Consider the following 12,658-nt stretch of genomic DNA (forward strand, 5'->3'; position numbering starts at 1 on the left):
ATGTCCCAGAACACCCCTTCCCTGCGCGAACTCGAGCAGCAGCAGCGCGACGCCTTCGCCGGCCGCCACATCGGCCCCAGCGAGGCCGAGATCCAGCACATGCTGGCCGTGGTCGGCCACGACTCGCTCGAGGCCCTGACCGACGCCATCGTCCCGGCCGGCATCAAGTCCGCCGATCCGCTGGCCCTGCCCGGCGGCCTGACCGAGGAGGAGGCGCTGGCCCGCCTGCAGGCCATCGCGCAGAAGAACGAGGTCTTCCGCAGCTTCATCGGCCAGGGCTACTACGGCACCCACACGCCCAAGGTGGTCCTGCGCAACATCCTCGAGAACCCGGCCTGGTACACCGCCTACACCCCGTACCAGGCGGAGATCTCGCAGGGCCGCATGGAGGCGCTGATCAACTTCCAGACCATGTGCGCCGACCTGACCGGCATGGAGATCGCCAACGCCTCCCTGCTGGACGAGGCCACCGCCGCCGCCGAGGCCATGACCCTGGCCAGGCGCGCCGGCAGGTCGAAGTCGGACACCTTCTTCGTGCACGACGCCGTGCATCCGCAGACCCTGGAAGTGCTGCGCACCCGCGCCGAGCCGCTGGGCATCCAGCTGCAGGTGGGCCGCCCCGAGGAGGCCAGGGACGCCGACTGCTTCGGCGTGCTGCTGCAGTACCCGGACACCTTCGGCCGCATCGAGGACTACCGCGGGCTGGTCGAGGCCGTGCACGCACGCGGTGCCCTGGTGGCGGTGGCCACCGACCTGCTGGCCCTGACCCTGATCGCCGCCCCCGGCGAGTGGGGCGCGGACATCGTGGTCGGCAGCACCCAGCGCTTCGGGGTGCCGTTCGGCTTCGGCGGCCCGCACGCGGCGTTCATGGCCTGCCGCGACGCCTACAAGCGCTCCATGCCCGGCCGCCTGATCGGCGTGTCGGTGGACGCGGCCGGCAACCCGGCCTACCGCCTGACCCTGCAGACCCGCGAGCAGCACATCCGCCGCGAGAAGGCCACCTCCAACATCTGCACCGCGCAGGTGCTGCTGGCGGTGATGGCTTCCATGTACGCCGTCTACCACGGCCCCGAGGGCCTGAAGCGCATCGCCCGCCGCGTGCACCGCCTGACCGCGATCCTGGCCGCGGCCCTGCGCGGCGCCGGCCTGCAGCTGGGCAGTGGCGAGCACTTCTTCGACACCCTGCGCGTGGACGGCGTGGACGCCGAGGCGATCCACAACTACGCCAGCCACCAGCGCATCAACCTGCGCAAGATCGACGCCCACAGCGTCGGCATCAGCCTGGACGAGACCACCACCCGCGAGGACGTGGTGGCCCTGGCGAAGATCTTCGGCGTCCAGGTCGACGACGTGGACGCCCTGGATGCGGAGACCGCCGACGCCCTGCCGCCGGAGCTGCTGCGCACCAGCGCCTACCTGCAGCACCCGGTGTTCAACACCTACCACAGCGAGCACGAGCTGCTGCGCTACATGCGCGCGCTGTCGGACAAGGACCTGGCCATGGACCGCACGATGATCCCGCTGGGCTCGTGCACCATGAAGCTCAACGCCACGGCCGAGATGATCCCGATCACCTGGCCGGAGTTCGCCAACATCCATCCGCTGGCCCCGGCCGCGCAGACCCGCGGCTACCAGGAGCTGATCCGCTCGCTGGAGGCGATGCTGGCCGAGGTCACCGGCTACGACGCGGTGAGCTTCCAGCCCAACTCCGGCGCCCAGGGCGAGTACGCCGGCCTGCTGGCCATCCGCGGCTACCACGCCTCCCGCGGCGAGGGCCACCGCAACGTCTGCCTGATCCCGGAGTCGGCGCACGGCACCAACCCGGCCTCGGCGCAGATGGCCGGCATGAAGGTGGTGGTGGTCAAGTGCGACGGCAACGGCAACGTGGACCTGGCCGACCTGCGCGCCAAGGCCGAGCAGCACTCGGCCAACCTGGCCGCGCTGATGATCACCTACCCGTCCACGCACGGCGTGTTCGAGGAGGACATCGTCGAGATCTGCGAGGTCGTCCACGCCCACGGCGGCCAGGTGTACACCGACGGCGCCAACATGAACGCGCTGGTCGGCCTGGCCAAGCCGGGCAAGTGGGGCTCGGACGTGTCCCACCTGAACCTGCACAAGACCTTCTGCATCCCGCACGGCGGCGGCGGCCCGGGCGTGGGCCCGTGCGCGGTCAAGGCGCACCTGGCCCCGTTCCTGCCGCGCGCGCTCGGCGCCGAGGGCGCCGCGGGCATGGTCTCGGCGGCCACGTACGGCTCGGCCTCGATCCTGCCGATCAGCTGGATGTACATCGCGATGATGGGGGCGGCCGGCCTGCGCAAGGCCACCCAGGTGGCGCTGCTCAACGCCAACTACGTCTCCAGGAGGCTGGCCCCGTACTACAGGACGCTCTACACCGGCCGCAACGGTCTGGTGGCGCACGAGTGCATCCTGGACATCCGTCCGCTGGAGAAGGCCACCGGCATCAGCGCCGAGGACATCGCCAAGCGCCTGATCGACTTCGGCTTCCACGCCCCGACCCTGAGCTTCCCGGTGTCCGGCACACTGATGGTGGAACCGACCGAAAGCGAGTCGCTGCAGGAGCTGGACCGCTTCTGCGACGCGATGATCCAGATCCGCGAGGAGATCCGCGCGATCGAGGAGGGCCGCATGGACCGCGAGGACAACCCGCTCAAGCACGCCCCGCACACCGCCATGCAGGTGTCGGCCACGGAGTGGCCGCATGCCTACCCGCGCGAGCTGGCCGCCTTCCCGCTGCCCTCGCTGAAGAAGCACAAGTACTGGCCGCCGGTGGCGCGCGTGGACAACGTCTACGGCGACAAGAACGTGTTCTGCGCGTGCATTCCGGTGGAGGCCTACCAGGAAACCGCCGGGGCCTGAGCCCCGCCGGAAAGGGCGCCTCCCGTGCGGGAGGCGCCCGGCGGCGCATCCTGCCGGCGCCGCCGAACTTGCATGCCCCGGGTGGATTCCCGAGGATGTTGTTCCGAACTGTCGCAGCAGGAGGTTCGATGTCCGCGATCGGCGGCCACCGCGCCGGTTACCCCGCCGCTCCGGTCCCGCCCAGGGCCGGCACCGTGCTCGTCGACGAGCACACCGGCCTGCAGCAGGTACGCATCGTCCGCCACCCGGTCTTCGGTGGCCAGCTGTTCCTCGACGGCGACCTGCAGATATCCGAGTCCGACACCGCCTACGGCATCGCCATGATCAGCCCGCTGCTGGGCCTGGACCGGCTGCAGCGCGTGGCCATCCTCGGCGGTGGCGACGGTGGCGTGCTGTGGGAGCTGCTGCGCACGCTCGAGCCGCTGGGCCAGCTGCCGCGCGAGCTGACCATGGTGGAGATCGACGCGCGCGTGATCGAGCTGTGCCGCGTCCACCTGCCGGCCACCTGCGGCGAGGCCTTCTCGCATCCGGCCGCGAACGTGGTCATCGGCGACGCCTTCGCCTGGATCGCGCAGGCCCGCGACCTGGACGCGGTGGTCTACGACCTGACCATGGACCCGGTGCGCGAGGGCCAGCCGCGCGACGCCTTCGTCGCGGAGATCGTCGCGCTGATGGCCCGCGCCCTGCGCCCGGGCGGCGTGCTCAGCATGCAATGCTGCGGCCACGGCCGCGCCGACCCGGACGACCGCGCCGAGCGCGCGCGCCTGCTGCCGCTGATCCGGCGCACGGTGGATGCGCACTTCACCGACCGCTGCGAGCAGGACGTGCTGGTGCCGTCCTACCGCGACCTGTGGACGTTCCTGAGCGCGCGCAAGCCGGGCTGAGGATGGCCCCGCCCGGCCCCGCCGCGTCCGCACTCAGGCGCTGAACCGCACCGTCGGGTTCTCGTCCAGGCTGCCGTCGGCCTCGATGGCCACGTAGCGCGAACCGCTGCGGTCCACCAGCACCGGGACCGGTGCCATGAACAGCTTGCGGCGCACGGAATTCACCCGCCAGCCGAAATGCTCCAGCGTCTCCAGGGTGGAGCGCTGCTCGGGCGTCAGGCCGGCCAGCGGCTGCGCGGCGGGATCATGGATGGCGGCCTGGCGCCGCTCCTGCAGTACGACGTTGTTGCTGTTGAACACCTGCAATCACCATTGGGAATGTCACCCCCCCACGGGATGCCCGGCATGCCGGGCATCCCGTCATAGGCAAGTGGCGTGCCAACGGGCGGCGTCATTTTCCGGACGCCGTCACACTCCCCCACTGGTGTGTGGCGAAAGGACGCTCCCTGTAGGCAGGCGCCCGGTCCCGGCGCGGCGGCTTCCCTGCCGCCGCGCCACCGGCAGGCGCTGCGTCCACGGATGCACGCGGCCCTCTTCGCCGCTGCCCTGCGGCCCGCGGCATCCGGGGCGCGCGGCCGGCGTGCGCCTGGCCGCGCGCGCTGCCGGGCAGCGCCTCGATCCGCCCATGTGCCGCCACCACGTGCGGATGTGCGGTCCACTGCGCCGGCGCCCGGCGGAGCCAGGCGGCCGGCACCACCACGGCGGCCATGCAGGACGGATCTAGCAGCGGCGCGGTTAACGCGACGTCGAATCGCGCTCAGGCCTGCGGACGCGCCTCGACCTTCGGCTCGGCCACCTCGCGCCCGGCCTGGGCGTGGCCGGCCATCTCCGCGCCGGCATCCGGCGCCAGCCGGCGCATCTGCAGCGTGGACAGCGCCGAGATCAGGCCCACGGTGAGGAAGGCGAAGGTGAAGTTGATCGGCGCGCCATCCACCTGCCCGGTCAGCCGCCCGGCCAGGCTCAGCGCGTAGCCGCCGATGGTCACGCCCAGCGCCAGCGACACCTGCTGTGCCATGGCCGCCAGGCTGCTGGCCTGGCTCATGCGGTCCTGGCCGATCTCGGCGTAGGCGATGGCGTTGAGGCTGGTGAACTGCAGCGAGCGGAAGCAGCCGCTGGCCAGCAGCACCGCCACCATCAGCCAGTACGGCGTGTCGGCACGGAACAGGCCGAAGCCGCACAGCAGCAGCGAGGCCAGCAGCCCGTTCCATACCAGCACCGGGCGGAAACCGGCACGCTTGAGCACGGCCGGGGCCACGAACTTCATGAACATCGCCCCGGCGGTGGAGGTGAAGGTCACCAGACCGGACTGCAGCGGATTGAGGCCGAAGCCCAGCTGCAGCATCAGGGGCAACAGGAACGGCGTGGCGCCGATGCCGATGCGGAACAGCGAGCCGCCCAGCACGCCGACCCGGAAGGTCGGAACGCGCAGCAGATCCAGGCCCAGCAGCGGATGCGGGTGGCGCCGTGCATGCCGCCAGTAGCCGGCCATCAGTCCGGCGCCGGCCAGGATGCAGGCGGCGATGGCCGCACCCGGGACCAGGCCGCGGCCGACCGCCGACAGGCCGAACATCGCCAGTGCCAGGCCGCCGGCCGAGAGCAGGAAGCCGCGCCAGTCCAGGGCCGCCACCGGCTCGCGCAGCAGCGGCACGTAGCGCCAGGCCAGCCACATGCCCAGCAGGCCCATCGGGATGTTGACCAGGAAGATCCAGCGCCAGTGCGCGTAGGTGGTGATGGCACCGCCCAGCACCGGGCCGAGGATGGGGCCGAGCATGGCCGGCACGGTCAGCCAGCTGAGCGCGCGCACCAGCTCGGACTTCTCCACGCTGCGCAACAGCACCAGGCGCCCCACCGGCACCATCATCGCCCCGCCGACGCCCTGCACGAAGCGCGCGGCCACCAGCTGGCCCAGGCCGTTGCTGGCCGCACAGCCGAGCGAACCGAGCAGGAACACGGCGATGGCGCCGATGAAGATGTTGCGTGCGCCGAAGCGGTCGGCGACCCAGCCGCTGACCGGGATGAACACCGCCAGCGCCAGCATGTAGGTGGTCAGCGCCAGCTTCAGCGCCACCGCCTCGGTGCCCAGCTCGGCCGCGATCTGCGGCAGCGAGGTGGAGATCGCCGTCGAGTCCATGTTCTCGATGAACAGGGCGGTGGCGATGATCAGCGGAAGTCGGCGCTGCGGGCTCACGGACCTGCGGTGGCGGGGTGTTTCCCCATTGTGGCCGGAAACACGTGAACGGTGCGCGGCCGCCGCGGGCATGGCGGCTCAGCGGGCCTCGGCCAGCAGTTGCCGGTAGTACGGCAGCAGGGCCAGGGCACGGGCCACGACGAACACCACGAACGCCGCCCACAGCCCGTGGTTGCCGAAGGCGCCGGCCAACGGCACGGCGAAGGCCAGGAACACCGCCAGCGAGAGCACGCTGGCGTTGCGCATCTGCCGGGTGCGGGTGGCGCCTATGAACACCCCGTCCAGCTGGAATGCGGCCACCGACAGCAGCACGTACAGCGCGGTCCAGGGCAGGTAGGCGGCCGCACGGCCGGTCACCTCCGGCAGCGCGGCCAGCCAACCGACCACCGTGCCGCCCGCCAGCCACAGGCCCGCGGCCAGCAGCACCGCGGTGACCACCGCCAGCTCGCTGGTCACCCGCACCGCGGCACGCAGGCGCGCGCCGTCGCGCGCGCCCACCGCGTGCCCGACCTGCGCCTCGGCCACGTAGGCGAAGCCGTCGAGGAAGAAGGCGCTGAAGGAGACCAGCTGCAGCAGTACGTGGTTGGCCGCCAGGGTCGCGTCGCCGAAGGCCGCGCCCTGCCGCGCGAACCAGGCGAAGCCCGCCAGCAGGCACAGGGTGCGCACCAGGATGTCGGCGTTGGCGGCCAGGGTGCCGCGCACCGCCGCCGGCTCGAGGATCCGCCGCCACGGCAGGAACGGGGCCGCGTCGCGGTGGCGCGCCCGCAGCAGTCGCCACAGCCAGGCGCCTGCGAACAGGCAGGTGCTCCACTCGGCGATCGCCGTGCCCAGGCCGATCCCGCGCGCGCCCAGGTCCAGCACCCCGCCCAGCAGCACGTCGAGCACGGCGTTCAGGCCGTTGAGCAGCAGCTGCACCAGCAGCAGGCTGCGGCTGCGTCCCAGCCCCACCAGCGCGCCGCACAGCGCGTACAGCGCCAGCGCCGCCGGTGCCCCCCAAACCCGTGCGGCGAAATAGGCGCGCGAGGTGGCCGACACCGCCTCGCTGGCGTCCATCAGTGCGAAGAACACCGCCGCCAGCGGCCACTGCAGCCCGACCAGGGCCGCGCCCAGCAGCGTCCCGGTCAGCAGCGGGCGCGCCAGCGCCGCACGCACGCCCGCCTCGTCGCCGGCGCCCGCCGCCTGGGCGACGAAGCCGGTGGTGGCCATGCGCAGGAAGCCGAAGCTCCAGTACGCCAGGTTGACCAGCAGCGCGCCCAGCGCCAGCGCGCCGAGGTCGGCCTCGCTGCCGTAGTGGCCGATCACCGCCGTGTCCACCAGCCCCAGCAGCGGTACCGAGGCATTGGCCAGGATGATCGGCCAGGCCTGGCGGACGACGGCGCGGCGGGTCGGCGCCGGCATGGGCGCCACGGCGGTGGGAGGACTCATCACGGCAATGATGCCGCACGCCGCCCCGTTCCGGCCCGTGCCCGGCGCGCCGGCAAGGAAGGAAAGGGGCCCCGCGCTGCAGGGCCCATGCCCGGCCTCAGAGCCCGTGCCGCCGCAGCCAGGCGTCGATCTGTGGCAGGCGCCGCTGACGCAGCTTGACCCGGGTCTGGATGCCGACCATCGCCGTCTCCGCGTCGCGCCGCGAGGTCGGCGCGACGTGCTGCTCGGCGAAGGCGCGGATCTTGTCTACCATGGCCAGGTCGTTGGCCGCCGCGCCCAGGTACGGGTAGTAGCGGGCATTGGAGGTGCTGTCCACCAGGGGGTCGACCTGCGCCTTGTGCGCCACGGCGAAGTCGAAGGCCAGGTGCGGGTGGTTGCGTGCCACCGCGCCGATCATGCCCGCGCTGGTGGTCGCGCCCGGCTCGTCGGTCAGGGCCAGCGCCAGCGCACGCTGCGCCAGCGCCCGGTCGGTGGCCGTGCCCAGCAGCGTGTAGTACTGCTCGCGCAGCAGCGAGGAGGTCTCGGCCTGCGCCATCGCACGCAACCGCTCCCAGGTGGCCGCGTCGGCGTGGCGGGCGACGATGCCCAGCACCGGCCTGCGCAACTCCACAGGCAGCGACTCCGGATCACGCAGGAAGGCCTCGAAGCGGCGCCGCGCCTCGGCGATCACCCGCGGGTCGCCCAGGCGGCTGAGTGTGCCGATCAGCGCGGCGCGCAGGCGGCGGGTGGTGGCGCTGTCGCCGTCGCGGTCCTCCCATCCCAGCTGCGCCAGCTTCGGCGACAGGCGGGCCACCGCGAAGCGGCGGAAGCGGGCCTGACCAGCCGCCTCGTCCCCGTACAGCTCGTCCAGGCCGCCGAGGATGTCGGACAGCTGCAGCCACAGGTCCGCCGAGGCCTCCAGCGGCACCTGCGCCACCAGGTCCAGCACGTCGCCCTCGGGCTGCAGGCCGACCGCGGCCAGGGCATTGGCATCCATCAGCACGCCCAGCTGGTCGACCACCGGCAGGCGGGTGAAGGCCTGGCCCAGCGCCTGGAACTGCTCCGGCGCGTACAGGGGGCGGAAATAGCCCTTCTGTCCAGCATTGACCACCACCGGGCCCTCGCAGCCGGGCAGTGCCACCTCCGCCCTGCCGTCCACCAGCACGCGCTGCTCGCTGCCGTCGGCGGCGCGCACCTTCACCGGCACGCGCCAGCGCAGCGGCTCCTTGTCCGGCCGGTCGATGCTGTACTCGCCCTGCCCCAGCGCCAGCACGCCCCGCCCGTCCTCGCAGCGCACGGCGGCGCGGATGAGCGGCACGCCCGGCTGCAGGGTGAAGTCGTGGGCCACCTGCAGGAACTCCTTGCCGGCGGCGGCCTGGTCGATCTCGCGCCACAGGGCGTCGGTGACCGCGTTGCCGTAGGCGTGGCGGGCGATGTAGCTGCGCACACCCTGGCGCCACGCCTCGGCGCCGACGTAGTCCTCCAGCATGCTGATCACCGCAGCGCCCTTGCCGTAGGTGATGCCGTCGAAGGCCTGGCTGGCCTGCTCCACGGTCTCCACGTGCTGCACGACCGGGTGGGTGGTCGCATAGGCGTCGCGGTCCATCGCGCCGCGGCTGGTGTAGACCACGCGCACGTCATCCGGGTCCCACTCCGGATGCAGCTTGCGGGTGATGTGCCCCTCCATCCAGGTGGCGAAACCCTCGTTGAGCCACAGGTCGTCCCACCAGGCCATCGTCACCAGGTTGCCGAACCACTGGTGGGCGATCTCGTGCGCGGCGATCTCGAACACGGCCTGCCGGTCGGAGGTGTTGGAGATGGCCGGGTCCAGCAGCAGCGCGCGCTCGAAGGTGAAGATCGCGCCCCAGTTCTCCATCGCCGAGAAGAACTGGCTGCGACGGTGACGGGATCCGGAGTGGTGATGACGTTGCGGAAGTTGTAGAGCTGCACCAGGCCGGTCACCAGGTCCAGCACCCCCAGCCGGACGTTGCCCAGTGCGCCCGGGGGGAAATCCAGCTCCAGCAGTTCGGCCAGGCGGACGGTGCCCATCAGGCCGCCCACGCGCAGACCCAGCAGCTCCAGGGCGTTGGCGGCCAGGGTCTGACCGTCGGCCTCGAGCACGTCGGCGGCGGCCAGCATCAGTGTTCCCAGCTGCACGTCGGCATCCAGGACCTGGCCGGGCTCGCTGACGCCCACATCGGCTGCAAGCCGGGTGAGCAGCAGGTTGAGGTCGATGTTGGCGCCTGCCAGGCCGTTCCAGTCGGCCACGGTCAGGTCGATGCTGGTGCCCGGCAGCAGCCCCTGCAGCAGGGGGACATACAATCCACTTCGGCCACGGCCGGCCCCGTTTTGTTGCCTCGAGAACAACAATTCTGCCGGGTCGGCCGTGCGCCTCTCTCCCCTCAGTTGGGAGAAGAACCGAAAAAATGCCCCGCACAGGGACGGCTCGCTTCCACCGGCACCACCGCGCGTGCACCTGCGTACGGGTCCATCCTGGCAACCGCCTCCCATGCACTCGCCGGACCACCGGGCCTGGCCTGCTTGGCCCCCGAGGGCGAAGTGCTCAAGCACCACGTGGAGCGCTCCCCGCGCCACGAACCGAACCACGGCGCACCTGCGTCCTGGTGCCGACGGATGAGCCTCATTGCGCGCCCGCGGCGCGGGCAGGCGCCGCTTACCCGTGGCTTTTCAGGCCGGACATGCGTTCGACACACCTGATGTACGGCCCCGCATGGGCCGGCGGACTGCCTGGACAGACGCAGCCGAGACAGGTGCCGCCGCTCAGCCGCCCCCGTCGCAGCGGCCGTCCTGGCCGGCCTCGGCCAGGCAGGTGGCGCGCAGGCGCTCGCGCACGGCACCCTCCAGGCTGGTCAGGCCCCAGCGCCGCCCCTCGGCGATGGCAGCCTCCTCGCCGGCCCCGTGGAGCCAGGCGGCACGCAGGGCGGCCAGAGCTCCCACCCGGTTGCCGCTGGCGCAATGCACCAGCACCGGCCCGCCTTCCGCCAGCAGGGCGTCGAAGGCCTGCACCGTGGCCCGATCCAGGTCCTGCGGCCCGGCGATGGGCAGGTTGGCGTACTCCAGCCCGGCCGCGCGCACCGCGGCGGCCTCGTCGAAGTCCGGCGTTTCCTCGTCACGCGACAGGTCCACCACCCGCACGACACCGGCCGCCCGCAACGCCGGCAGGTCCGCCGCAGCGATGCGCCCACCGGCCAGGATGCCCGCCGCCGGCCGGGCGAAGCGGACCAGCGGGTCATGCTGTCCGGCAGGGGTGGCGGACACCGGCGCCTGCATGGCGTCGGATGCCGGATCGGCAGACAGCAGGGCCAGCAACAGCAGGGCGTACATGGTGGCACCGACGGTCGGGAGGCCCTTCAGGATAGCCACTGCGTGCTGTCCCTGCCACCCGTGGATCCCTCTCCCGCCCGTGGATGACGAGTCCGGTCAAGGGCCGCAAGAACCCATGGAACAAGACCCGAGGCCCCGCGGAAGCGCGTGGACCGGATCGTCCGCGACACCTGCAGGACGCGGATGCGCCCGGGAATGGAAGGATGCTGGCAGTCCTTGCCTCCCGCCATCTGCTGCCGGCTGGAAACTCCTTCTGCGTACCGGCCACGGGATCCGGTGGGCGTACGGCACCAGCCCGTGAAAAAGGAAAGCCCCGCTTCCGCGGGGCTTTCCGTTGGCTCCGATGGTCTTCCGGATCAGGCGAACGGATCCTGCAGGATCATCGTGTGCTCGCGGTCCGGACCGGTGGAGACGATGCTGATCGGGCAGCCTGCCAGCTCCTCCAGCGCGCGCAGGTAGGCGCGGGCCGCAGCCGGCAGCCTGTCCCACTCGGTGATGCCGTGGGTGCTCTCCTGCCAGCCGGGGAACTCCAGGTACACCGGGGTGCACTCCTCCCAGCCCTGGGCGTCCAGCGGGGCGTACTCGGTGCGCTTGCCGCGGTACTCGTAGGCGATGCACACCTTCAGCTTGTCCATGCCGTCCAGCACGTCCAGCTTGGTGATGCACAGGCCGGTGATGCCGTTGATGGCCACCGCGCGCTTGAGCGCCACGATGTCCATCCAGCCACAGCGGCGCGGGCGACCGGTGGAGGCACCGTACTCGGCGCCGCGGTCGCGGATGGCCTGGCCGATCTCGTCGTTCAGCTCGGTCGGGAACGGGCCGCCGCCCACACGGGTGGCGTAGGCCTTGGCGATGCCCAGCACGTAGTCGATGTCCTGCGCGCCCACGCCGGTGCCGGCCAGGGCGCCGCCGATGGTGGTGTTGGAGCTGGTGACGTACGGGTAGGTGCCGTGGTCGATGTCCAGCAGCGCACCCTGTGCGCCCTCGAACAGCACGCGCTTGCCCTGCTTGCGCAGCTCGTGGAGGATGCCGGCCACATCGGCCTTCATGGGCTCCACGTAGTCGCCGAAGGCGAGCGCCTCGTCCAGCGTCTGCCGGAAGTCCACGCCGTCCACGCCCAGGTATCGGGTCAGGACGAAGTTGTGGTAGTCCAGCGCGGCGCGCAGCTTCTCCTCCAGCTGCGCCGGGTAGTGCAGGTCGGCGATGCGGATGCCGCGGCGCGCCACCTTGTCCTCGTAGGCCGGGCCGATGCCGCGGCCGGTGGTGCCGATGGCCTTGCCGCCGGCGGCCTTCTCACGCGCCTGGTCCAGGGCGATGTGGTACGGCATGATCAGCGGCGTGGCCGGGCTGATCTTCAGCCGGCTGCGCACCTCCACGCCGGAAGCCTCCAGCTCCTCGATCTCCTTCTTCAGCGCGGCGGGGCTGAGCACCACGCCGTTGCCGATCAGGCACAGCGCGCCTTCGCGCAGGATGCCCGAGGGGATCAGGTGCAGCACCGTCTTCTTGCCGTTGATGACCAGGGTGTGGCCGGCGTTGTGGCCGCCCTGGAAACGCACGACGGCGCCGATCTCCTCGGTGAGCAGGTCGACGATCTTGCCCTTGCCCTCGTCGCCCCACTGGGCGCCGAGAACGACGACTGACTGGCCCATGGCCGGTAGCTCCTGTGTAACGTGCGGCCATCGGGGCCGCGGGGAAGGCCGTGCGCCGGGGGATCCGCCGCGGCCCGGGCGGGGCGCCATCGGGGCGCCCCAGGCCTGGCGGAACCCGGACACGGAAAAAGCCGGGCAGCTGGCTTCCTGGGAAGCGCGTCCGACCGGCTTTGGCGGATTATCCGGGATTTCGGCGGGGCGGGCCACCTGGGGGATGAACGGCCGGAGCCCCCGCCCCCTTTCCTCCCCTGCTTCGGGGCCCTCGTCACCGGCGGCGCGATGGGGATGGCCGATTCGCGGCGGATGCC

At 71.8% G+C, this 12,658-nt stretch carries 7 protein-coding genes and 1 pseudogene; 2 read left to right on the forward strand and 6 right to left on the reverse strand.

Annotated features, from left to right (window positions below; translation table 11 throughout):
* A complete protein-coding gene (gene gcvP / locus CR938_RS02160) occupies window positions 1-2,880 on the forward strand; it encodes an aminomethyl-transferring glycine dehydrogenase (RefSeq protein ID WP_162123439.1) in 2,880 nt (959 codons plus the stop codon).
* Between the two features lie 128 nt (window positions 2,881-3,008).
* The gene (locus CR938_RS02165) at window positions 3,009-3,764 is read left to right on the forward strand and encodes a spermine/spermidine synthase domain-containing protein (protein ID WP_162123440.1); all 756 of its coding nucleotides are present in this window, start codon (window positions 3,009-3,011) and stop codon (window positions 3,762-3,764) included.
* A 33-nt stretch (window positions 3,765-3,797) separates the two neighbouring features.
* Here CR938_RS02165 and CR938_RS02170 read toward each other — a convergent pair whose 3' ends face one another.
* From CR938_RS02170 to CR938_RS02195, 6 genes and pseudogenes are all read right to left on the reverse strand, one after another.
* Window positions 3,798-4,064, reverse strand: coding sequence for a hypothetical protein (locus tag CR938_RS02170; RefSeq protein ID WP_162123441.1), 267 nt, complete (start codon window positions 4,062-4,064; stop codon window positions 3,798-3,800).
* Window positions 4,065-4,521: 457 nt separating this feature from the next.
* Window positions 4,522-5,952, reverse strand: coding sequence for an MFS transporter (locus tag CR938_RS02175; RefSeq protein ID WP_162123442.1), 1,431 nt, complete (start codon window positions 5,950-5,952; stop codon window positions 4,522-4,524).
* A gap of 78 nt (window positions 5,953-6,030) precedes the next feature.
* A complete protein-coding gene (locus CR938_RS02180; protein WP_162123443.1) occupies window positions 6,031-7,377 on the reverse strand; it encodes an MATE family efflux transporter in 1,347 nt (448 codons plus the stop codon).
* Between the two features lie 97 nt (window positions 7,378-7,474).
* A pseudogene (locus CR938_RS02185) lies at window positions 7,475-9,253 on the reverse strand (M1 family metallopeptidase); the annotation flags it as partial.
* Window positions 9,254-10,137: 884 nt separating this feature from the next.
* On the reverse strand, window positions 10,138-10,740 hold the full coding sequence (locus CR938_RS02190; RefSeq protein ID WP_246190935.1) for a protein tyrosine phosphatase family protein: 603 nt from the start codon (window positions 10,738-10,740) through the stop codon (window positions 10,138-10,140).
* A gap of 317 nt (window positions 10,741-11,057) precedes the next feature.
* Window positions 11,058-12,350 (reverse strand): adenylosuccinate synthase, encoded by a 1,293-nt coding sequence (locus CR938_RS02195; protein WP_162123445.1) that lies wholly within the window; start codon window positions 12,348-12,350, stop codon window positions 11,058-11,060.
* Between the last annotated feature and the right edge of the window lie 308 nt (window positions 12,351-12,658).

Source organism: Pseudoxanthomonas taiwanensis (assembly GCF_010093135.1).
GTDB classification, from domain to species: domain Bacteria; phylum Pseudomonadota; class Gammaproteobacteria; order Xanthomonadales; family Xanthomonadaceae; genus Pseudoxanthomonas; species Pseudoxanthomonas taiwanensis.